Genomic DNA, 23,446 nt, shown 5'->3' on the forward strand with positions numbered 1-23,446 from the left:
TTCTTTCAGACGTGTAACTCGCTTTTAAGGGAATTGTAGTATTAAAATTACCCGCTGGGACAGGAATAAATATTTATGAAGGTAATGCAGATAATGCTCTCTGAGGGGTTCGGCGGGGCGGAGAGGCTGTTTGTTGATTGTTGCTTTGCGCTTGCTGAAGCAGGAGTTGACGTTATTGCTGTCTGTCACCCTCAATTTGTCGAAATGGATAAATTACGCCATGATAAAATTACCATCGCAACATTAAAAGTCCATTTCGATTATAGTTTTTTGGCTACAATTAGGTTGGAAAGGATCGTCTCTAGATATCAGCCCGATGTGATTCATACCCATTTATGCAGGGCGGCGATGATTGGAGGGCGTGTTGGGAGAAAGTGTAGAATCCCAGTGGCGGCAAATATACATAATTACATAAAGCTGAAATATTATAAAAATATTTCTAAATTTATTCCAGGGACTGCTGATCAAAAAAAATATTTGATGTCACTTGGGGTTAAATCTGTCGATATTGAAATTGTGCCGCATTTCTCCTTGTTAGATAGTGGTACTGAAGTGCAATACAAAAAGAGTAATGTAATTATTAGCTATGGCCGATTTGTCAAAAAAAAGGGATTTGACCTGCTTCTTGCTGCGGTAAAACTCATTACTGATCAGGGGGGAGATGTTCGTTTGTTGCTTGGTGGTGATGGCCCTGAGAGATTACATATTGAACAAAAAATATCTGCCTTAGGGCTTGAGTCAAAAGTAGAACTCGTTGGATGGGTTCATGATGTTGGCCATTTTTTGGAAAAGGGGGATGTCTTTGTCCTGCCATCACTCGACGAGCCTTTTGGTATTGCTGTTTTAGAGGCCATGGCTAAGGGGAAGGTTATTGTATCTTCCAAAACAAAAGGGCCTCTTGAAGTCCTGGATCCTGGCTCGGCTTGGTTGTTTGATATTAATAACGCTCAAGATTTGGCTCATTCCATTCTGTTGGCGTTAAATTCACCTGAAGAGGCTGTGAAGAAAGCAAAGAAGGCTATGCAAATTTATGAAGATCAATATTCTTCAAAATCGATTGTTCCTCGATATATTGCCTTGTTTGAAAGCATGTGTTGAAGCCTTTCTTCTTGAATTTTATGAAAATTTTACATGTAGCCAATTTTAGCGAAGGGAAATTTGGAGACGCACTCTATAGTACTGACCGAAAAATTAGTAATGGATTAATTCGAAACGGGCATTATGTGTACAACTTCTCTTACCGTGATGTTGCCAGAAGTCTGAATCTTTTTCATTCTTCAAAATATGGACGTCAGTCCATGGTGAAAGCCTTTTTAAAGACAATTGAATCGGTAGAACCTCAACTGTTACTTTTGGGACATAGTGAATTACTGCGGCCTCAAGACCTTGTAGCAGCTCGGAAACAAAATCCTCACATGAAAATAGCCATGTGGTGGGTTGATGATCCTTTTCCAGCAGATCGTATTGCTCTTTTGAAAGAGAGAATGGGGGTAATCGATGTCTTGTTTACAACCGTTGGTGTTGATCCCGTTATAAAAGCACTTGGCGATAGGAAAAAAACGGTTGTTGCTTATTTCCCTAATATTATAGATAAAACTGTTGAGATCGGACGAGCTTTTGATGTCAGCCAACACATCCATGATCTCATTTTTATTGGTCACGCAACTCCTGAACGACGCTTTATGTTGCAGACTTTATCTTCTCTCTCCCATCAGTTTAATATAGGTATGTATGGTGGAAGTAAAGACACCAAAATTTTCGGGAAGAACTATATAAACAAGTTGTCCAACTCAAGGATGGGCTTGAATTTTAGTTGTTATAACGACGTCTCTTTGTATTCATCGGACCGTTTGGCTCATCTTGTTGGTAACGGATTACTCACTTTTACTCCTCAGGTCCCCGACCTTGACCTCCTTTTTTCAGACGATGAGGTCGTTTACTTTACAGACTTGGATGATCTCGTTGTTAAGGTAACTTCATTTCATAATGATTGGGAAAAAGGGCGGTTGCATGCACAACGTGGGTATGAAAAAGCCCATACTTCATATAACGAATGTCGAGTCACCCGGTTTTTTCTCGAGACCATCTTCGAAGAGCCTTTTACAGAGCAATATGAATGGCAGGATCAGGTGGTATCGTAGCTTTGTTTTGATTTTTCCTGACTCCGTGAACGTTCATCTCTTTATCTAACAAGGTTAGTTTATGTTTTCTATTGTTATACCAGTCTACAACGAAGAGGATTCTCTACAGGAATTATGTGCTGGCATTATTGCCGTTTCTGAAAATATTTCCATTCCGGTTGAAATTGTTTTTGTGAACGACGGGAGTACTGACGGTACCCAGGCTGTAATTGAAGAATTGGCTCGTCAATACCAAGGGATCCGATACATCGTCTTTCGTAAAAATTTTGGTAAGTCTGCAGCCTTAAACGCTGGTTTTAAGCATGTCAGTCATGAGATAGTCTTCACCATGGATGCTGATTTGCAGGACGATCCCCTTGAAATTCCAAAATTTTTAGAGGCGATAGAAAATGGCGCTGATGTGGTCACCGGCTGGAAGGAAAATAGGCGGGATCCCATAGAGAAGACACTGCCTTCCAGATTTTTTAACTTCATAACCTCCAAGTTCAGTGGTTTAAAGCTGCATGATTACAACTGTGGCTTCAAGTGTTACCGCAGGGAGGTTTTGGAAGAAATCGATATTTATGGTGAACTGCACAGGTTTATTCCTTTTCTGGCCCATAAAAAAGGTTTTCGGGTTGCTGAGGTTCCTGTTCTCCATCATCCACGCAAATTTGGCCATTCGAAATTTGGTCTGGAGCGCTATGCCCGTGGTTTTTTCGATTTGCTCACTGTCATCTTTATCACCAATTACCTGACGCGGCCCCTGCACCTTTTCGGACCTGTTGGAGCACTTTTTTGTTGTTCCGGTTTGGGACTTTTTTCTTATCTTTTCTGTTTTCGCTGGGTTATGGGCAAGTCCATTGGGACCAGCCCTCTGTTTGCACTCTCTATTCTTGCCATTGGTATTGGTTTTCAGATCATTACCGGTGGCCTGCTGGCTGAACTTCTAGTGCATCACAAGGAAAAACGGGGAAAAGCCTCCTACGCGATCCTGCGCTCGAATCTGGAGCAGGAACCCAACCTGACTGGTGAGTAACCCTGTATGTCTCCTGCATTTCCCGCTGAAAACAGTGTCCCTGCGTTGAGCAGTTTTTGAGATATTTCCCCTTGAAAATAATTAAGTTTTTTTCAACCTCTGTCGTGGCAACTGCCCTGGATATGGGTGTCTATACACTGCTTCTTGGCACCTTAGAGCCGTATTGTGCAAATATGTTCAGTGCCTCTTTGGGCATGGTCGCTAACTTTGTGATGCAGTGGTTCTGGGTTTTTCGGGCAACCCGCAGATGGTATGTGTCCTTTGTTTTTTCAGCCATCTTCTCTGTTATTGGCGTATTTTTAAGCAGCTTGCTTGTGTTTCTTTTGACAACCAAGACCCTGCTTGAGGATGCTCCCCTTGTTGCAAAGTGTCTGGTGGTCGTGGTTATCTTTTTTTATAATTTTTTAACGAAAAAGTTTTCTTTTGGAGATTAATCTGTGACGGACCAGAAAATAAACAAGATCGGGCCGGTGGATGCATTTACCCTGTTCATTGTTCTCTTTTTTGGTGCGCAGATCATTCAGCGACTTTTCCTTTCACCAACGCTCTCGGTGGATGAAGCCGAGCAGTTTATTTTGTCCCAATCTTTTGCCTGGGGCTACAATGAACAACCGCCGCTCTATACCTGGCTACAGATGTTTGCCATGCAGGTTTTCGGTGACAATGTTCTCTCGCTCTCTCTGCTTAAAAACCTCATCTTTTGTGTCACCTTTATTTTCTATTATAAACTTGGAAAATTGCTCACAGGGAGCCAGGGAAAAGCCATCGCTGCCACCCTTGGTTTGTACCTGATCCCGCAAATTTTCTGGGAAGCCAAGGTCGATCAGACCCACTCTGTTCTTGTGACCATGGCCTCGGTACTGTGCATGTACAGCCTGGTGCAGATCGTTACGGGAAAAACCTCCGCTGTACGTTTCCTCCTTTTTGGCCTGGCCTGTGGTGTGGGGATCCTCTCAAAGTATAATATTGTTTTATTGCTGGTCCCCGCTCTTTTTTCATCACTGTGTTTTGCTGAACTGCGGCGCAACTTTTTGCAGAAAAAACTGCTCTGGGCTGCCTGTAGTTTTGCCTTAATAACAGCGCCCCACGTGATCTGGTTCTTTGGTCATGTGCTGACTGCAACCAAATCAACGGTTGCGCGAATGCATCAACACAATCCTGCGGAGACCTCATTTGCCATGTTGGGGGGGCTCACAGACCTCTTTCTTGCCACCTTGACTTTTACGGCCTTGCTGCTTGTGGTTTGGGGAGTGCTGTATCGAAAGGGGCTTCAGTTTTCCCTGTCCACTCTCTGGAAAAAATATTTTACCCTTTTCTTTGCAGCCGTGTACGCGTTGCTTTTGGTGCTCATTGTCGCCCTGAACATAACCAGTATCAAAGAGCGCTGGTTATTGCCGTATTTGATCTATGTTCCTCTTTTTTTCTCCCTTTCGACTTCGCAAGAGGTGATTTCAGCGAAGATAAAAAAAATGGGGGGCATCTGTATTGCAATTGCTGTCCTTTCAGCAGGAGGTTATTTGGGGCTTCCAAGGCTGTCTGATCTAACGAAGCATGCCAGTCGTATTCAGACACCATTTGTTGAGTTGAAGCCCAAAATAGGGCAGATTATGGCTCGTTCTGAGGATGCTTTGGTGTATGCGGAGAACTACTTTTTGGGGGGGAATATTCGTCACCTTTTTCCGGAGCGGTTTGTGGTCACGAAGATTCAGGACAGTGCTCTTCAGAAGAAATCCGTTATTCTTGCCTTCTATACCAAGAGGGAACCAAAAGTGTTGCAAAGACTTCAGGCGTTGGATTATGCTTGCAGCACTGGAGCGCTGCAGGAACCATATCTGTATTCCTCTGACATCTCCTACACGCTCAACTACCAGTTGTGCTCGAGACAATGATCGTAACCGGTCACGGGGTAATCCCCTCAAATACAGCGAATCATCGAACCTGTAAGCGATTACTCTGCTTGTTTACGTTCTTCACAATAGGGATTGGAAAGAAGTAAGCGTAAAAAAAGCTCGGTCTCATAGGAGACCGAGCTTTTTTTACAATCTTTCACTGAAAATCAGGGGTTAAGCCTGTCGGATCACATGGTGCGGAGGGCGTGGTTTTCCCGCGCTGGCGAGCTGGACAACAATACGGTCAGTCTTGTGGAGTCGCTCGACCAGGGTCCGAAACAAATGCTGGGAGACATCCGGATATTTTTCGATCAACTCACCAAGTTTATCTCCGGGGTAGCGCTTGATGGTGCACCTGCCCACGGAGATAATGGAGGCCGAGCGGGGCTCTTCAATAATGGAAGCCATCTCGCCGAAATATTCGCCAGGCTCGGTGATTTCGGCAATCTTCTTACCCGATCGCAAAACAGCGAGTTTTCCGCGAATCAGTTTAAAGAAATCGCGGTCTTTATTCCCTTCCTGAATGATGACATCCCCGTCCTCGTATTCTTCCACATCCGGGTTCACCAGATAGGCGGGGAGGCTGTCCTCATGGGCAACGGTTCGTCTCAGTACTTCCTCGAGGCTGGTGACCCCCTCTCTCGCCTTTTGCAGGCCCGCCTCGCGCAGGGTGTACATGCCTTCCTGGATGGCGACCTTACGTAACTGCTCTTCCGGGACCTCCGCCTGAATGGCCTCAGCCACGGCATCGGTGACCTCCATCAGTTCGAAAAAACCCACACGGCCACGGTAGCCCAAGCCGTTACATTCAGGACAGCCTTTAGCCTTAAACAGTTTGAGTTCACTCAGTTCCGCCTCTTTAAACCCGGCGCTGATCAGAGCTTTTGCATCGTACTGTGCCGGTGTTTTACAATGTGTGCAGAGTCTGCGGCCAAGTCGCTGACTGAGCACCATGGTCAGAGAAGAGGCAAGGATATAGGGAGGAATACCGATATCGACCATACGACCGACCGTTGCCGGAGAGTCGTTGGTATGCAGGGTCGAAAAGACCAAGTGACCTGTCATTGCCGCTTTCATGGCAATCTCTGCCGTTTCGATATCACGAATCTCACCAACCATGATGATATCCGGATCCTGGCGCAAAAAGGCCTTAAGCGCCGCAGCAAAGGTCATGCCGACCTCGGAGTTCACATTAACCTGGTTAATGCCTTTGAAGTTGAACTCAACAGGATCTTCAGCGGTGAGAATTTTGATATCTTCGGTGTTGAGTGAGTTCAGGGCTGAATAGAGGGTAACCGTTTTACCCGAACCTGTGGGGCCTGTAACCAGCAGCAGGCCCTGTGGTCTGGAGAGACAGCGTTTCAGTGCTTCAAAGGTAGCGACGGTAAAACCGAGCTTGGTCAGGTCGACGTTGAGCGAGTTTTTGTCGAGAATACGAAGAACAATACCCTCGCCATGCAGCAAGGGCAGGGTGGATACACGGAAATCCACAGCCCGATTTCGACCCAGCCGAATTTTGATACGCCCATCCTGGGGAATGCGCCGCTCTGTAATGTTGAGTCCCGCCAGGATTTTCATACGGGCGGCCATGGCATTTTTAATTGTCAGCGGCAGGTTCATGGATTTGAACAGCGAGCCATCCTTGCGATAGCGAACCTGCATGCTCTTTTCAAAGGGCTCGATATGGATATCGCTGACCCCTTCCTGAACTGCCTTAACGAGAATACCATTCACCAATTTGATAATTGGGGCATCTGAGGCAGAAAACTGCTCAAAGGTGCTCTCCTCGGCCGTGGTGCTCTCTATCTCAAAATCTTCAGCCGCATCAGAAACCAGGGCACCAAAGTCATCAACCTGGGTAACGGTTTCCTCTTCACCTTCCGGCTCAAATTTAAAAAAGGAGAGATGCTCCTCTTCACTGATCTTGTAGTATTTTCTGTACGAGTCAATGATATTTTTAGCCGTGGAGACACAGACAGTCAGGTTCTTTTTGACAATGTCCTGCAGTTGCTCAATATCAAGCGAGTCGGTGGGTTCGGCCATGGTGATCTGTAAGGTATCACCAGCAAGCCGAAGGGGAAAGGCCATGAACTGCTTGGCTGTTTCATAAGGGACCAGCTGAAGCGCTTCTTCACTGGGGGATTCCTGATCGATGACAACTAGGGTGTAGTTGTGCATCCTGCTCAGGAAGTTGGCGATGGTATCCCGTTCAATGGCTCCGCTTTCCAGAAGGATACGACCGAGTCGTTCACCGGATTTTTTTTGGATGGCCTTGGCTTCCTCAAACTGGTTGGCGGTAATATAACCGGCCTTACTCAGCAGTTCGCCAATTTTTAATCTACCGGCTCCTGATTGATCCTTAACAGTTCGTTTCAGGGAGCCTCTTTGCGTATCTGATTTTGATTGTCCTGCTCGTGTTGCCATGGAGTTAGAAGGCCTTTGGGACGAGGAATGAGAAATTTTTCAATAGTGTACTATAAACGCAAAGATGGGTCAAAAAGAAGAAAATCTTCCTAATAGATGAAGAATAATACAAAAAAGATTGTTAAGAAATTTCTAAGTCTGGCCACTGTGGGGTTTATGTGAAAATTGCGGGATATTTTTCCGCGAGCATTTTTCCCAGGGGCATCATTACCTCGCGCATGGAGGGTTCGGCTGCAGGGGAGGTGCGTAATGCGAGAATATGCTGCCATTCCTGAAAGTTGGCATAAACGATGATCTCTGTTTTACAGGAATTGGGCAGCACTGTCCGCGCTGCCTGCGGGGTCGAGGTTTCAAGCAGGTGTAGATACTGTTTTTCCATGGCCTCCATGGATTCTGCCCAAAGAGCGTATTCTGCACTACCCTCATGAAAAAACACCGGTTTGATAAAGGTGACTTCGTTGCCGAATTTATCGGCGGAGTAGCGACAGTACCGCTGGCTTTCCTGAAGAAAGGTGCAGGGGCGATGGCGAACAAGCTCGTGCGTCACGGCCCGGTTGACAATAAATTTAACGGCAAGGTAGCGGTGTTTGATCAGTTGCTCTCGGGGAAGCGCCTCGACCTGGGCCAGCGACATCCGCTGAACCTCCACCTCAGCTGCCTGCTGACAGGGGCCCCAGGTAATGGTTTCAAAAAAATAGGGATGTGCCGTCTCCAGCTTCTGCACAAGGGCACGGGCAATGGGGTCATTGGGGTGAGCAAGCGCCATTTCGGTCAAGGCACGGACAGAGCCTGAAATAAGCAATGATTGTTCATCCAGCCGATCGATAAAGAGATACTTGGGTTGATGGAGAAAAAAAGCAGCGATCGTATCTTTGCTCCGGGCCGTCACGGTAAAGGTGGTGACGCCCATTTCAAGCACAGAGTTGTGACCGTATTCTGCCATCTTACGAACAAAAGGAATTGCAGATTTAGTATCGATCCTGTCTTCGCTCTTATAACAGATACGTCCGCAGAATTCGATACGGACCGGGAGGCTCTGTTGGTCAAGTTCATCAAGAATGGTGACGCTCGGCTCGATTATGCGCATAGGATTTCAGAAAGGAAAGAGAGGGACAGGAATGCGCCGCTCACAGGAGTGTAAGCGGCGCGAAACGTGCAGAAAAGAATTAATCCTCCTCCCAGAAGGGGGAGAGCTCTCGCAAGCGGGCAATAATGGGAGGCATCTTTTCAAGGATGAAATCAACCTCTTCCTCGGTGTTGTAGACCGAGAGACTGAAGCGGATCGATCCATGGGCCGCAGTGAACGGAACACCCATGGCACGCAAGACGTGTGAGGGCTCAAGCGATCCCGAGGTGCAGGCTGACCCGGATGAGGCGCAGATATTGTGCTGGTTCATCATTAACAAGATAGCCTCGCCCTCCACATACTCAAAGCTGATATTGGCGGTGTTGGGTAAACGTTTTTCCGGATGACCGTTGAGGATGGCTTTCGGCACGGAAGAGAGCAATCCCTTTTCCAGTTTGTCGCGCAGGGCACGCACGCGGGTGTTTTCCTCGTCCATCATGGCTGCAGCCAGCTCGCAGGCTTTGCCCAGGCCAATAATCGAGGCAACATTCTCCGTACCGCCCCGGCGTCCTTTTTCCTGATGTCCGCCATTGAGAAACGGCACAAAGGGCGTTCCCTTACGGACATACAAAACACCAATCCCCTTGGGTGCATGCAGCTTATGGCCGGAGAGGGAGAGCATGTCGATGGTGGAATCTTTGAGGTTAATCGGGATTTTGCCCACTGCCTGGACTGCATCGGTATGAAAGAGGATGCCACGTTCTTTGGCGATTTTAGCCATCTCTTCAACCGGGAAGAGGACGCCGGTCTCGTTGTTGGCCCACATGACGCTGACAATGGCTGTCTCGTCTGTCAGACATTCCTTGTAGCGCTCGATATCCAGAGTACCGTCTTCGGCAACCGGGAGGCGGGATATGTGATATTTGCGACCGGTGAGTGTTTCCAGGTTGTCACAAAGATTTTTTACCGCGGGATGCTCGACGCGGGTGGTGACCACATGGTTTTTTTCCGGGTAGGTACGCAGAGCGGAAAAAATCGCGGTCGAATCACTCTCTGTACCGCAGCTGGTGAAGACGATCTCACCGGGATCCGCTCCCAATAAATCGGCAACCGACTGACGCGCCTGGGTGACAGCCTCGCCCACCTGACCGCCAAAGGTATGCATGGAAGAAGGGTTTCCGTAGTAATCGCTGAGGTAGGGCATCATAGCATCCAGCACCTCAGGGGCAATCCGGGTGGTGGCGTTGTTGTCCATGTAGATAACGGTGTCTAACGAGAAAGCCATTACTTGTCCTCCTCAACAATCAAGGTGTCAAGCACCTGTTCACGCAATTTTTTCTCCACATACTCTTTGAGGGTGGTCTGGGAGGAGTAGCAGCCGGCACAGGTTCCGCGCAGGGAAACGGTGACAAAGTCGCCATCCACATCAATGAGCTGGATGTCACCATCATCTTTTTTCAGGGTCGGCTTGATTTCTCGCTCAATGACCTCTTCGATTTTTTTGATTTTTTCCAGAGCGGTCATGCGTTTTTTCTTTTTCTGCGCCGTAGCCGGGCTGCTTTGCTTATCTGTGCTTTCAACCAGCAGGGCCGCAAGACGCCCCTCACACTTCCCGCAACCGCCTCCGGCTTTGGTAAAGTTGGTGATCTCTTCCACAGAGGCCAAGGAGTTTTCCTTGATAGCGCGAATAATTTCCAGATCAGTCACGCCAAAACACTCACAGACCACTTCACCCTGAGCCATGGGCAACATGACGCCGGTGTAGTCGGCGATTGCCGCCTCAAGGGCTTCGCGTCCCATGACCGAACAGTGCATTTTCTCTTTAGGCAAACCGCCCAAAGCCTGTGCAATGTCATCGTTGGTCAGGTTTTTGGCGTCCTCAAGTTTCATCCCTTTGAGCATTTCGGTAAGCATGGACGAGGAGGCAATGGCTGAGGCGCAGCCAAAGGTCTTGAATTTGGCATCGGTGATAATGTCGTTTTCGTCGACCTGGATGGTCAGGCGAAGGGCATCGCCGCAGGCTATAGAGCCTACGTTACCGGTACCGCTGGCATTTTTAATTTCGCCGACATTCTTCGGATTGGTGAAGTGTTCCTGGACTTTATCTGTATATTCCCACATGACCGGTTCTCTAGAGTAATAAAAATAAGCTGTTATAGGCGCTTTCCCTCACAGATGAGGAAAGCCGGGGTATAATTAGATTGCTACATTATGCCAGGAGTCCTATTTCGGCAAGCATCGATTTGGCACTTTTTACAAGGAGTGAAGTTTCTTCGGGCGTTCGAGCCTCAACATAAAAACGTACTTTCGGTTCGGTGCCCGAAGGCCGAATCATCAGCCAGGAGCCATCTTCAAGGATCATTTTACGTCCGTCAATAGCGATAACCTCCGCAATCCGCTTGTGCATATCTCCCACCTGGACCGTTGTTCCCGGACCATAAGCTTCAAGCCGACTCAGTGTTTGCAGCAGCGCTTCTCCCTGCGCTGAAACCGTGACACTGTCACGATCAGGGTAGTAATGCCCGTAGGTGGTCTCAATTTCCTCGAGATACGCGCCCAGGGATTTTTTCAAGCTCTGCACCATGTCTATGGCCAGGATCAGCCCAATAAAGGCATCTTTTTCCGGGGTATGGCCGATGATGGAAATTCCATCAGATTCTTCAAAATAGACAAGCGCCTTGTTGATAACAGGTTTAAACTCTTTAAAACCAACCTTGGGCTCAAAGGTCTCCTCCTGCATTTGTTTGGCCAGGGCATTTGCCAGATTGCTGGAGGCAACGGTTTTGGCGACCATTCCCTGTTTCCCTTTGATTTCATGGAGAAAATGATACGCCATCGCCCCAAATTGGTTCATGGAGATCTCGACTTCCCCGTCGGTGAAACGGATGCGGTCGCCATCCGGGTCGATAATGGCCCCGATTTTTAAAGGCTCTTTGCGGGAAGCCAGGGTGCGAATGGTGGGCTGCATGTTGGCAGATGAAGGCTCTGGAGCGATGCCGCCAAAGGTGGGGTCCTTGTCCTCACGCAGCAGGAGTAGGCGCTCTTCGGGAGGGTTGTTGAGCAGTCGGGAAATAAATCGTCGAGAGGCACCGTGCACTGTATCGACACAGACGACAATATCATCGTTCCGGACAAAGTCCTCAAGGAGTCGATCGTATTGCAGCCCATGAAGACCCTCGCCATCGCGCACCAGTTGCTGCCAGCTTGCCAGGGCATCTTCGAGCACGAGATTGGGTAAATCCGCAAGAGGGGTTTGCAGGTCAAGCTCCTTGGGGATAAAGGGGACTGTTGCAGTCTGAATATATTCTCGAGAGAGGCGGGTTATGCTGTCGGTGAGAATGGGCGCTGCCGGACCAGCGTCTGCAGCATTGTATTTAAAGCCGCCGTATTCCAGGGGGTTGTGGCTGGGAGTCAGGTTGATGGAGAAGGCTGCGTTACGAATGAGGACCGAGGCCGAAAGCGCACCTGTGGTTGCCTCGCCAGCGTAGAAAACACTCACGCCATTGGCGCTGAGAATGTTGACGGCGGCAAGGGCCAGAACAGGGCCTCCGAACCGGTTGTCAAAGCCGACCACACAGCCCCGGCGCTGCATCTCGGCAAAGCTGTTGACGCCCAGAGCTTGGCGCAGGTCGTCGCTTGTTTCCGCATCACGATAGAGGCTGAGAATGGCGGCCGTTACAACTGCGACAGAATGGATATACAGGTCTTTGCCCAGCATGCCCCGCCAGCCAGAGGTGCCAAATTTGATCGGTTGCAGGGGCATGGCGGTATTGGTGCGAATTTCATCTTCGATGAGGCGGTAGATATCGTCTATCGCCTCCTGCCAGCTTTGCCTGTCTGTGCTCACCGCATTGGTCCGGCCTTGGACCAGGGCTTTGATGGCTTGAAAATACTGGCTTGCGGGATGGTTGTTATCGACTATGTACCGGCTTCGTATATCCAGGATTTCTTGTGCGATGCTCATGTTCGCTCCATCGGGGTAGGGGGTTGGCTGGCGATCGGTGTGCCGGGGCTCTCTGTCTCTGGGGCAGAAACGCCGTGTAAAAAGATTTGATTGCCCACGGGTTGCAGAACTGAAAACGCTGAGGTGGGGGCATTTTGTAAAGATGGCAAAAAGTAAGTATTCCATCACTATAGCCTTGGTTTTCCCCCTTGGCAAGCTCTTGCTGGAGGCCGTGTATATCTTCATCTTTGCAGAAAAAATTGGCAGAGGTTTGGGTTGACCAGGGGTTGTATTTTTTTTATATTTCAGTATTTTTTTACCTATTAGACGTCGGATTCCGGTAACAGACGAATTGTTGCGCAGGGGGACTCATCCGACGTTTTCATTTCACACGGGAGTTATAGATGGAAAACCGGCATGATACTGCACTTATTCTTTGGTTTGATGAAATCGGCATAGGAGATGTGCCGATGGTTGGCGGAAAAAACGCTTCCCTGGGTGAAATGCATCAGAAGCTGACCTCCAAAGGGGTTGCCGTGCCCAACGGATACGCCATTACCGCCTATGCCTACCGTTATCTACTGAAAGAAGCTGGTGTTGAAGAAGCTATTCGCAATGCTTTGGAGGGGCTCGATACCCACGATCTTCGCAACCTGCAGGAGCGGGGAGCCAAAGTCCGTGAGATCATTCGTACCGCTGAATTCCCTGCACAACTGCGCGAGGAAATCATCAGCGCCTATAATAAAATGGAAGAGGAGTATGGTGCAGGTGTCGATGTCGCTGTCCGCTCCTCTGCAACGGCTGAAGATTTACCTGATGCCTCCTTTGCCGGTCAGCAGGATACCTATCTCAATATCTGCGGCCCAGATGCTCTTATCGATGCCTGTAAGCGCTGCTTCGCCTCACTCTTTACCGATCGGGCTATTTCCTATCGCCATGACAAGGGCTTTGGTCAGTTTGATGTTTATCTCTCCATTGTCGTGCAAAAAATGGCGCGCTCCGATTCAGCCTGTTCGGGCGTCATGTTTTCCATTGATACCGAATCCGGTTTCAAAGATGCGGTCTTTTTGACCGGCGCCTGGGGGCTGGGAGAAAACGTGGTGCAAGGGGCGGTGAACCCCGATGAGTACTACATCTTTAAGCCCACCCTCAAGGAAGGCAAACGCCCCATTGTGGGCAAGCGGGTTGGCACCAAGGAAATTAAGATGGTGTATAACACCGATCCTGGAGCAGAAGAGCCGGTCAAAAATATCGACACCACTGGAGAAGAACGTAATTCCTACATCCTCAGTGATGATGAGATTCTGCAGTTGGCACGCTGGGCCTGCATTATTGAAGACCATTACGGTCGCCCCATGGATATCGAGTGGGCCAAAGATGGCGACGGCAAAACAGTGGGCACCGGGAATCTGTTCATCGTCCAGGCTCGCCCGGAAACGGTTCATTCCCAGGTCACCACCCGCACCATGAAAACCTATGTGCTCAAAGATTCGGGTGATGTTCTGGCCAGCGGTCAGGCGGTTGGTGCCAAAATTGGTCAGGGTGTGACCCGTGTATTGCACAATGTGAGCCAGATTCACGACTTCAAGGCTGGCGAGGTCCTGGTGACCGATATGACCGACCCGGACTGGGAGCCGATCATGAAGACGGCTGGGGCTATCGTCACCAACCGTGGCGGCAGGACCTGCCATGCAGCGATTATCTCCCGCGAACTAGGTATTCCCTGTGTTATCGGTACGGAAAACGGAACCCAGATGCTCAAAGACGGTATGAACGTCACCGTCTCCTGCGCCGAAGGGGAAACCGGTTTTGTCTATAACGGCCTGCTCGATTTTGAAATTGAATCCCTGGATCTGGATAATATCCCCTCCACCCGTACCAAAGTCATGATGAACGTGGGGCTGCCGGAGAAAGCCTTTGTTGAGGGACAGCTCCCCAACGATGGGGTCGGGCTTGCCCGCGAGGAGTTTATCATCAACTCCCATATCGGTATCCATCCGCTAGCGTTGATCAACTATGCCTCACTGAAAGCACAGGCCGGCAGCGACGAAGAAATCAGTGAGGTGATCGAGGATATAGATCACCGTACCTCAGCCTACCCGGATGATAAGGAGCAGTACTTCATCGATAAGTTGGCGGAAGGGGTCGGTCGGATCGCGGCTGGCTTTTATCCGAAGGATGTTATTGTTCGACTCTCTGATTTCAAATCCAACGAGTATGCCAACCTGATCGGTGGCTATTTATATGAACCGGAGGAATCCAACCCCATGATTGGCTGGCGTGGTGCCTCCCGGTACTATGATCCGCGTTACCGGCAGGCCTTCGATCTGGAGTGTAAGGCGCTGATCAAGGCACGTAACGAGATGGGCATGACCAACATCAAGCTGATGGTTCCCTTTTGCAGGACACCGGAAGAGGGGCGCAAGGTTGTCGAGGTTATGCGCGAAAACGGACTGGTTCAGGGCGAGAATGGTCTTGAGCTCTATGTTATGTGCGAGATTCCCTCAAACGTGATTTCCGCCGATGCCTTCTGTGATGTCTTCGATGGATTTTCCATCGGTTCCAATGATCTTACCCAGCTGACCCTTGGGCTGGATCGTGATTCCGATCTTGTCTCCCATATCTATGACGAGCGCAACGAGGCTGTGAAAGCAATGATCCGCATGGTCATTGGCACTGCAAAACGCCGTGGCCGCAAGATTGGCATCTGTGGTCAGGGGCCCTCTGACTTCCCTGACTTTGCCACCTTCCTGGTGGAAGAGGGAATTGACTCCATCAGTCTTGTGTCTGATACCGTGGTGAAAACCCGCTTGGCTATTGCTGCCAAGGAGCAAGAGTTGGGCATCACTCCTTGAGTCTTGCAAAAGCAAGAACAATACAAAAAAACAGCCTGGCAGAATCGTTTCTGTCAGGCTGTTTTTTGTTCTAAGGGATGTGGTGCGATCGGCTGAATTACTGCTCCTTTTCTGGAAGCGGTTTCGCCTCATCGATGAGCATGATGGGGATGTCGTCACGCACAGGATAAAGTAGCTGGCAGCTGCGGCAGATAAGCCCTGGCGGGTCCTGCTGTTGCTCCACCGGCCCTTTGCATTTGGGACAGGCTAGAATCTCAACAAGTTCCTGTTTAATCATGGTGTTTTCCTTATGGGTGCTTTGTAGTATGTTCTTTGGTAGAGCGTTTTGCTGCCTGAGATATGATGCATCCATCGCACAGGCGCATGTATCTGAACAACACGTGAATTTGTGTAAAAAATCTTCGTCTCGTTAAGAGGGGGCGTTGTTCAGTAACCACTCGCCGTCACGGATTTGGGGCTATAGTACTCCACGAGGTGGCTGGGGTAAAGTATTGAGCGTCGGCAAATCCACTGAGAGTGGGGAAAACGATTGTATGGCCAACGTTATTTTGATAAAGATAAAACGGAGAATCAAACTGCCGGCACAGAGGAGAGGGAAGATGCTCTCCCTGCGACCAACGAACAATATGAATGAGCTGGGTGTGGTACAATGGCTGAAGTGTCACTGAGAAAAAGTGTTCCGGTAACAGAGGCGGTAGGCATGGTGCTGCCGCATGATATTACAGAGATTGTCAAAGACAGCTTCAAAGGGCGGGCCTTTAAAAAAGGGCACGTGATTCGTTTTGAGGATGTTGATCATTTGCGTCGACTGGGAAAAGAGCACATCTATGTGCTCAAACTCGGGCCAGAAGAGATTCATGAAAACGAGGCGGCCCAGCTTATGGCCAAGGCCCTTGCTGGCGGCGGAGTGCAGTATTCAGAAGAAGTGGTCGAGGGCAAGGTCAGCTTGCATGCGGCCGTTGATGGCCTATTGAAAATCAACAAGGAGGCGCTTTACCAGTTTAACCTGCTCGGCGAGGTGATGTGCGCCACCCTGCAGGACAACACGCCTGTGAAAAAGGGCGAGCAGATTGCAGCTTCGCGTTTGATTCCACTGGTTGGCCAGCGTGGCGTGGTTGAGAAGGCTGTTCAATTGGCACAGGAGTCATTTCCGATCGTTGAGGTGGTCGAGTTGCCCAAGGTGAAGGCTGGTCTGGTAATTACCGGCAGTGAGGTCTTCTACGGGCGCATTCAGGATCAGTTCGAAGCTGTGCTCCGCAAAAAACTGGAGGGGATTGGCTCCGAGGTGGCCATGGTCGGATTCGCCCCGGATGATGTCTCATTGATTGCGGAGGAAATCAAAAAATGTATCGCTGGTGGCGCGGAACTTATCGTTACCTCCGGTGGGATGTCGGTGGATCCCGATGATCTTACCCGAATGGGCATAAAAGAAGCTGGAGCTGAAATGACCGAGTATGGTACTCCTGTTCTCCCCGGAGCTATGTTTCTCGTGGGGAAAATTGGAGAGGTTCCCGTGCTGGGTGTTCCTGCCTGCGGTATGTTTCACGCCATAACCGTACTTGACCTCATCTTACCCCGGGTGCTTATCGGAGAGCAAATAGGGCGAGAAGAACTCGCAGCACTTGGCCACGGCGGTTTGTGCCGCAACTGTCCGAAATGCCAGTATCCCGTTTGCAGTTTCGGCAAAGGCTAAAACGAATACCTGAATCCGTGAGCATCTATCGGTGTGTCAGCTTCGTTGTTTGTGACATACCGATTAAAGTACACTTTATCGGCGTGTTACGAATGATGAAGGTGGCGTGCGGATGGATGTCCTCAGGGGGGGCGGGGGAAACTAAATAAATGAATTAGTTTAAGAATTTCCGCCTCATGAATAGGCGACCGTGTTCTGTGACCACTCGCTGTCACGGATCCAGAAAACAGTCAGCAACCGGTATGTACGACGTTCTTAACCGTTTGTTTCCTCGTGAAGGAAATAAACGGTTTTTTTTGCCCTTTTAACCTGCCCCTGAGGTGGCCTGAAACAAAAAACTCAAACAATTCAAACAAGGTAATGATTTGAAATTAATAAATCGTAAATGGTTGAGAAACAAAGCCCCTATAGATTCGCGCACTGCTTTTGGAGGGACATGTCTCAAGGGAATCTTGAATAATTGTTTTTTCTGCCAATACCGCGGAGCCGGGACTTACCTGAGCCTGAACAAAAATCCTCATTTCTGAACGGACACTATTTAGCAGGAATATCACTTGAGGAAAACTCGTCAATGGTGTTGATTGAAATATAGGATATTATAACTAATGTCGTTTTCCTTATATGATGTCTCTCTCACCCCAAAAAAAATCATGCTTGATCTGTATCGCATCATAACCGCAATATGGATTTGGTTTTTCGTTGTTGCTGGCTGGAGTGGGGCGGAAGCCTCAATCCTGCTTGACAGTACCTTTGGTTTAAATGGCCGAGTCGCGGTTGAGGTTGGACAGAAAAACCGTGGCTATGCCCTACTGCCACAGGCCAATGGAACGGTAATCATTGCCGGTTCTTCTTCTGGGCAACCAAACGGTCCTCAAAATTTCACTTTACTGCGTTTGGATCAGAACGGACAGCTTGATCCCGGTTTTAACCAGGAAGGGTACACAGTCAGTTCGCTGGTGCATGGTGATGACGAAGCTTTGGCTATTGGCCAGCTCAGTGATGGGCGTCTTGTCGTCGGAGGGTATAGTTCTAACGGCGAAGATCGAGATTTTGCCCTGGCATGCTTTTTTTCTGACGGGAAGCTTGATACCGATTTTGGGGATAACGGGGCGACGCTCAGTGCCATTGGCAGTGGGCATGAGGAAATAACAGCCCTGACAGTCGATCCCGCTGATAATATCATCGTGGTCGGTGCCAGTCAGGGAACAGTGGGGAAGATTCTTGTTGCTGCCCGTTACCTGCCAAGTGGTAAGCTTGATTCCAGCTTTGGAGAGGAAGGAATTGCTCTTCTTGGAGTGGGGGATGATGCCAATGTTGAAGACGTTTTGCTTAGAACGGATGGGAGCATCATATTATCCGGCTCGTATATCGAAGAGCACAAGCAGGCTGCGATGTTGGTCGGGCTGCGCAGTGATGGATCTTTAGATACGCGTTTTGGTGACCAAGGGGTGGTGAGCCTTATGGATACTTTCGCCACCAGCGAAGGCTATGCCCTGGCTCAGGACCGCCATGGATTGCTGTATCTTGCCGGATCCGTCGGCGAGATGGGAGAGCGGACCGGCGCTTTGTTTCGTTTTACAACCAATGGTTCACTGGATTTTGCTTTTGGGGAAAACGGTGCCATGCTTATTGGGCAAAGTCCTGAGGATGATGTCCTCTACGATGTTGTTGTCCAACGTGAAACAATCCGTGTCGCAGGATTTACCACAACAAACGGTACTCGGCATTTTCTTCTGGCTTCCCTGCAGCCGAGAATACAGAAGGCTGAAAAGAGGAAAAGATTTTTCAGCTACCAGGATGTTGCCCCTATTCAGGAGATACGTATTAACGGCAATACTCGTGTCCAGATACGCAAAATGCAAACGTGGACGAGTGCGTTGCTCTTCCAGAAAATGGAGTTACTACAGTCTATTTTACAAGAACCATCGGCGCAAAGACGAAAAGAGCATAAACAGAGAGAAAATGTTTTTTTTCTTCCTCTAAAGAACTGGCTGACACCTAAACCCGCATATGCAGCCACCTTGGAAGACCCTCCTCCTGCTGTGGGCAAGCAGAATCAATTTGAAGTACAAATTTTGACTACAGATTTTGGCGGGTTAGAGGCGGTTTGCTACGCTTTGGCAATCGACCAATATGGCCAGTTGCTTGCAGTGGGGATAGCAGGGGATGCCGACTTAAGTACAGTCATTGCCACGCGCTATGTTGCCGATGAGGTGATTGATGAGGTGAGTGATAGCCCAGGGCATCGATCCCGTCAAATTATTACATTGCCCTCTATGGATGTGACCCAGACCTCTTTGACCACAGGCGGCGAGATCAGTGCGCAGTTTCCCAAAGAGGTCGTTCGGCGTGGGGTCCTGTTTAGTCTCAGATCGAGTCAGTCCTCCCGGTCAAATAACAACGACGGTGCAGCCGACGTACTCCGTTCTGGTGGAGACTTTCTGGCAGATATTTTTTTTCCTGTGGCGGTTGCTGCCGAATCTCCCCTTCCGGTCAAGCAGAAGGTGTCCAGTGCGCAATCGATTGAAGAGGGGATTACTGATAACGGGGGAGGAACAGGTGTTTTTTACGCCCGGCTTGAAAACCTTTTCCCCAGCAGTATTTACTCTATACGCGCCTACGCCATGACTGCAGACGGAGCCATTTATTATGGTGATCAGATATATGTGCGTACAGCCGATGCCTGTTTCATAGCCACCGCCTCTTTTGGCTCACTGCTGCATCCCTGCGTACAAACGCTCCGAAATTTCCGTGATGCGTATCTCATGCCAACAGTGTGGGGACAAAAACTTGTTCATCTCTATTATACGATATCTCCACCGGTGGCCGCGTCAATTGCTGAGCATCCTGGCCTTGCCGTAGTTGTTCGCATTTTACTGTTGCCATGTATCGCTTTTGCATGGCTGGTTTTGCATCTGGGCCTGTTCCCCGCTCTGATCCTTGCTGTTGTAATTCCCTTTGTTGCTCGACGTCTCTATGTTGCCAAAGCGGCAGCGAGTGCAGCTCAATGACAAGTACATATGTTTGAAAATATATGTCTTATTAATCGGGGACGATGTTCCGTGCCCCCCCCCCACTGTCACGGATTTAGTCAAAGGTGTCTTGGATATCTAGATTTTTCAATCAAGGTCAGATAAGCGCTAGACACCGGGAGATTGGCAGAAAAAGCAATTATTCAAGATTCCCTCAAGAATCAACAGGTAGCTCCAGCTCCGCTGCGAGCCACCCTTTTAATAATCTGTTAATTATGAGAGTTCCCTTATGAAAACATCACCTTCTTTCTTGCGATGGAAAATGAGTACACATCACGGCTTTACCCTGATAGAGCTTATGGTGGTTATGGTGATTTTAGGCATTTTGGCCGGTTTGATTGTCCCGAGAATTATGGATAGGCCGGAGGAGGCTCGCCGAACCAAGGCAGGGGTGCAGATTCAGGCTATTGAACAAGCCCTTCAGCTCTATAAGCTTGACAATGGTCGATACCCAACCACTGAACAGGGGTTGCGGGCTTTGGTCGAGCCACCGGCCGTGGGCAATCTGGCAAAAAAATGGCGAAGTGGTGGGTATCTGGAAAAGGGAAAGGTGCCTAAAGATCCCTGGGAAAATGAATTTATGTATATCAGCCCAGGCCTGCATGGAGATTTTGATTTGAGTTCCTACGGCCCCGATGCCCAGGCCGGTGGTGAGGGGATGGACGCTGATATCAATAACTGGGAGTTGGAGTAATCCCATTGTGAAATGTTGGGTCCCTCTAAGGCAAAGTGGTTTTACTCTGCTGGAGCTGATCGTGGTCATGGTGTTAATCGGCATAACCGCGAGCTTTTCCGTCCCACAACTCGGTGGATTTCTTGTTGCCGACCAGATGAAAACCACCATGCGACGACTGGTGGGGATTGTGTACCAGACCTCTGAGCTTGCTCGACGGGGACAGGTCGCCTACCTGTTGCGCTACAAGGCAGTGGAAAATCGCTTTGAAGCAGTACCAGAGACAATGGCGGAAGGGGCAGGGCAGAAAGAAAACGACAAAACCCTGTCGCTTTCTGTGCCGGAATCAGTCATGGTCGGGCAAATTTGGTCCTGGTATGGTGGTGTCCAGGGAAATGACGAAGGGAGTATCCGTTTCAGTCCACAGGGGTATATTGAACCCACAGTCCTTTACCTGCAGCGTGACGATGGGCACGAGATGTCCCTCGTTCTTTCACCATTTTTAGCAACCGTTCGCGTGCTGGACAGCCATGTGGTTCCCGATGCTTCCCTTTTTGCTCAGTGAACGGCAGGTGATGAAGCAGGGATGCCGCTGCAGCGGTTTTACCCTGCTTGAAGTAATGATTGCTGTAGCCATCATCGCCATTGCGGTTGTGACGCTTTTAGGGGCTCAATCGCAGAGTGTCTCCATTGCAGCCAGCGCAAAATTTGATACCAGGGCTTCCCTGCTTGCCAGATGGAAGATGGCTGACCTGGAACTCCAGGAATTCACAGGGCTTGTCGATGATGAAGGAAATTTTGGCGAGGACTATCCGGAGTATCGCTGGAAACTGCGGGTCACTGATCTGGGCGAAAATGACACCGGTTTAACCGGAACCTCTGATCAGATCAAAATGCTTGATATTATAGTCTACGCAAGTCAGGAAAATGCACTTTCATACAGTCTTCGCACCTTTATTGCCAATGTTGCCCAGCAAGAGCAGCCTTTGAACGAGCAAGCGGATCCCGCCCAAAAGCAGTCGTCTGTAGAGGAAAACAATGTCGAGCAATAGGCATGGCTTTACTCTGCTTGAGTTACTGTTGGCCATGACCGTGTTGGCCGTTGTTGTCGCCATGTTCTCTCTTTCTCTTTCTGGATCAATTCGAGTTTTTGAGGGGACAGAAGAGGAAGAGAAAATATACACCATGGCGCAAACCGCCATGGAACGAATAACAGAGGATCTGGCCGGGGCCTTTGCAACTCAGGAGTGCTCCTTTGAGGGAGAAAGTGGCCTGGAAAACGGGCATCGAGCCGATACTCTCCAGTTTTGTTCGTTGGCCCATGTCGTCTTTAACCCAAAACAACAAAAGGATGGACCTGCACTGATAAGGTACAGGGTGGAACTCAACGAGGATCTGGACGAATCGTACCGTCTCTTGCGCTCCGATCAACTCCTGCTTCCGGAACAGGAGGAGGATGGGGAGAGCAAAGCTCCTGGATTTATTCTTGCTGACAACCTTCGTTCGTTGCAGTTGACTTATTTTGACTCCAGCGGTCAGGAATTTGACAACTGGCAGGGGACGGAAGAAGAACAGCAGGAGGATGGGGAGCAAGGAGAAGAGGCTGTCGGCAGACTTCCGGCAGCAGTCCATTGTATCCTCGAATTCTGGAAAGATGCCGAGCACACCTCCACAGTGCTTTTCAGTACTCGGGTTGTTGTCCCTGTAGGAGTGGGGAGTGAGCGTTAAATCGATTGTGCACAACCAGTCAGGCATGGCCCTGGTGATGACGCTGCTTATCATCAGCTTTCTCGTTGCTTTGACGTTGCAGGTAATGATGAGCGCTGATCGTCAAATGACTGTCGCGGCAAACTCTCAGGAACGGGTGCGACTTGATGGCATGGTCCTTGGCGGCTTGAATTTGGTGCTGGCTGCCTTACAGGCAGATCAAAAGGAAAATCATTTTGATTCCGAACAAGATCTTTGGGGAACCTTTGATTCGGAAAAACTGCAGGAATTAACAGAAGATATACAGCTTGAAATTTCGGTCGAGGATCTCTCCGGAAAGCTTTCTTTGAGTACATTATTGGGGGATAGCGACAGTCACTATCGGGCGATATGGTTACGGCTGCTCACCTCAGGGCGTTTTGCCATCAAGAGCCAGGAGCAGGCTGAATCGCTTCTCGATGCCCTGATCGACTGGATAGATGAGGATGACGAAGAAAATCCCATGGGGGCTGAAAGTGGTTATTACCAGGGGTTGGAATCACCGTATAGCTGCCGGAATGGAAACATGCTCAGTGAAAAAGAAATCCTTCTTGTCAGGGGGATGACTCCTGAAATTGCCTACGGCGACCACTCTTATGAGGGGCTGCTTGCTTACATCGATGTAACAGGTAAGGACGTCAAAATTAATCTCAATACAGCCTCACTCCCTGTACTTATGGCTCTGCATCCTGACATGACTGCAGAAGTGGCACAGGAATTGATTGATTATCGGGAGAATGCAAACAATCGAGAGAAACTCGCCTCTCCAGACTGGTACAATCGTGTTCCTGGAGTGCCTTCGGGAATTGATTTGAGCAGTCTTGAGCTTGGGGAACAATCCTCCTCGTTTTTTGCCCGTATACGGGCATCGCATAATAATTATCAGCGGACAGGCCTTGCCCGGATAGTGCGCTCGGAGAAGGGACTCAAGGTCGTTTCCTGGCAGCTGCTCTGACAAACCTGATA

Annotated in this window: 19 protein-coding genes; 13 read left to right on the forward strand and 6 right to left on the reverse strand. The window is 49.3% G+C overall.

The window, feature by feature from the left end:
- Positions 1-75 precede the first annotated feature (75 nt).
- From JWJ90_RS03035 to JWJ90_RS03055, 5 genes are all read left to right on the forward strand, one after another.
- Positions 76-1,098: a glycosyltransferase gene (locus JWJ90_RS03035; RefSeq protein WP_205225714.1), complete on the forward strand. Its 1,023-nt coding sequence runs from the start codon at positions 76-78 to the stop codon at positions 1,096-1,098.
- Between the two features lie 20 nt (positions 1,099-1,118).
- Entirely contained in the window at positions 1,119-2,141 is a 1,023-nt protein-coding gene (locus JWJ90_RS03040) for a glycosyltransferase family protein (RefSeq protein ID WP_205225715.1), read from the forward strand.
- A 61-nt stretch (positions 2,142-2,202) separates the two neighbouring features.
- On the forward strand, positions 2,203-3,159 hold the full coding sequence (locus tag JWJ90_RS03045; RefSeq protein WP_205225717.1) for a glycosyltransferase family 2 protein: 957 nt from the start codon (positions 2,203-2,205) through the stop codon (positions 3,157-3,159).
- Between the two features lie 71 nt (positions 3,160-3,230).
- Entirely contained in the window at positions 3,231-3,593 is a 363-nt protein-coding gene (locus tag JWJ90_RS03050) for a GtrA family protein (RefSeq protein WP_205225719.1), read from the forward strand.
- Between the two features lie 3 nt (positions 3,594-3,596).
- Positions 3,597-5,048 (forward strand): glycosyltransferase family 39 protein, encoded by a 1,452-nt coding sequence (locus JWJ90_RS03055; RefSeq protein ID WP_205225720.1) that lies wholly within the window; start codon positions 3,597-3,599, stop codon positions 5,046-5,048.
- 174 nt (positions 5,049-5,222) lie between these two features.
- Here the strand turns inward: JWJ90_RS03055 and pilB are convergent, their stop codons facing one another.
- The 5 genes from pilB to JWJ90_RS03080 all read right to left on the reverse strand — a co-directional run bounded on the left by pilB (position 5,223) and on the right by JWJ90_RS03080 (position 12,502).
- Positions 5,223-7,472: a type IV-A pilus assembly ATPase PilB gene (pilB, locus tag JWJ90_RS03060; protein WP_205225722.1), complete on the reverse strand. Its 2,250-nt coding sequence runs from the start codon at positions 7,470-7,472 to the stop codon at positions 5,223-5,225.
- A gap of 154 nt (positions 7,473-7,626) precedes the next feature.
- Positions 7,627-8,559 carry an FAD-dependent thymidylate synthase gene (locus JWJ90_RS03065; RefSeq protein WP_205225723.1) on the reverse strand — a complete coding sequence of 311 codons (933 nt, stop codon included), beginning with the start codon at positions 8,557-8,559 and terminating at the stop codon, positions 7,627-7,629.
- Between the two features lie 79 nt (positions 8,560-8,638).
- Positions 8,639-9,823, reverse strand: coding sequence for a cysteine desulfurase NifS (gene nifS, locus JWJ90_RS03070; protein ID WP_205225724.1), 1,185 nt, complete (start codon positions 9,821-9,823; stop codon positions 8,639-8,641).
- Positions 9,823-10,659, reverse strand: coding sequence for a Fe-S cluster assembly protein NifU (nifU, locus tag JWJ90_RS03075; protein ID WP_205225725.1), 837 nt, complete (start codon positions 10,657-10,659; stop codon positions 9,823-9,825). Before nifU ends, nifS begins: the two co-directional genes overlap by 1 nt.
- Before the next feature lie 88 nt (positions 10,660-10,747).
- Positions 10,748-12,502: a phosphohexomutase domain-containing protein gene (locus JWJ90_RS03080; protein ID WP_205225726.1), complete on the reverse strand. Its 1,755-nt coding sequence runs from the start codon at positions 12,500-12,502 to the stop codon at positions 10,748-10,750.
- A 383-nt stretch (positions 12,503-12,885) separates the two neighbouring features.
- Between JWJ90_RS03080 and ppsA the strand changes: the two genes are divergently transcribed.
- Positions 12,886-15,336: a phosphoenolpyruvate synthase gene (ppsA, locus tag JWJ90_RS03085; protein WP_205225727.1), complete on the forward strand. Its 2,451-nt coding sequence runs from the start codon at positions 12,886-12,888 to the stop codon at positions 15,334-15,336.
- A gap of 97 nt (positions 15,337-15,433) precedes the next feature.
- Here ppsA and JWJ90_RS03090 read toward each other — a convergent pair whose 3' ends face one another.
- Positions 15,434-15,613, reverse strand: a complete 180-nt coding sequence (locus tag JWJ90_RS03090; protein ID WP_205225728.1) for a Trm112 family protein — start codon at positions 15,611-15,613, stop codon at positions 15,434-15,436.
- A 372-nt stretch (positions 15,614-15,985) separates the two neighbouring features.
- On the opposite strand from JWJ90_RS03090, the gene JWJ90_RS03095 reads away from it, so the two are divergent.
- The 7 genes from JWJ90_RS03095 (at position 15,986) to gspK (ending at position 23,435) form a co-directional block, all read left to right on the forward strand.
- Positions 15,986-17,029, forward strand: a complete 1,044-nt coding sequence (locus JWJ90_RS03095; RefSeq protein WP_205225729.1) for a molybdopterin-binding protein — start codon at positions 15,986-15,988, stop codon at positions 17,027-17,029.
- Positions 17,030-17,634: 605 nt separating this feature from the next.
- On the forward strand, positions 17,635-20,040 hold the full coding sequence (locus tag JWJ90_RS03100) for a delta-60 repeat domain-containing protein (RefSeq protein ID WP_205225730.1): 2,406 nt from the start codon (positions 17,635-17,637) through the stop codon (positions 20,038-20,040).
- A gap of 283 nt (positions 20,041-20,323) precedes the next feature.
- Positions 20,324-20,755, forward strand: a complete 432-nt coding sequence (gene gspG, locus JWJ90_RS03105) for a type II secretion system major pseudopilin GspG (RefSeq protein ID WP_205225731.1) — start codon at positions 20,324-20,326, stop codon at positions 20,753-20,755.
- Positions 20,756-20,762: 7 nt separating this feature from the next.
- Positions 20,763-21,299, forward strand: coding sequence for a prepilin-type N-terminal cleavage/methylation domain-containing protein (locus tag JWJ90_RS03110; RefSeq protein ID WP_205225732.1), 537 nt, complete (start codon positions 20,763-20,765; stop codon positions 21,297-21,299).
- On the forward strand, positions 21,277-21,786 hold the full coding sequence (locus tag JWJ90_RS03115) for a prepilin-type N-terminal cleavage/methylation domain-containing protein (protein WP_205225733.1): 510 nt from the start codon (positions 21,277-21,279) through the stop codon (positions 21,784-21,786). Before JWJ90_RS03110 ends, JWJ90_RS03115 begins: the two co-directional genes overlap by 23 nt.
- On the forward strand, positions 21,773-22,462 hold the full coding sequence (locus tag JWJ90_RS03120) for a PulJ/GspJ family protein (protein WP_205225734.1): 690 nt from the start codon (positions 21,773-21,775) through the stop codon (positions 22,460-22,462). Before JWJ90_RS03115 ends, JWJ90_RS03120 begins: the two co-directional genes overlap by 14 nt.
- Positions 22,452-23,435: a type II secretion system minor pseudopilin GspK gene (gene gspK, locus JWJ90_RS03125; protein ID WP_205225735.1), complete on the forward strand. Its 984-nt coding sequence runs from the start codon at positions 22,452-22,454 to the stop codon at positions 23,433-23,435. The genes JWJ90_RS03120 and gspK overlap by 11 nt, the downstream gene beginning before the upstream one ends.
- The last annotated feature ends 11 nt before the right edge of the window (positions 23,436-23,446 follow it).

It is taken from the genome of Desulfobulbus rhabdoformis, from assembly GCF_016919065.1.
GTDB lineage: Bacteria > Desulfobacterota > Desulfobulbia > Desulfobulbales > Desulfobulbaceae > Desulfobulbus > Desulfobulbus rhabdoformis.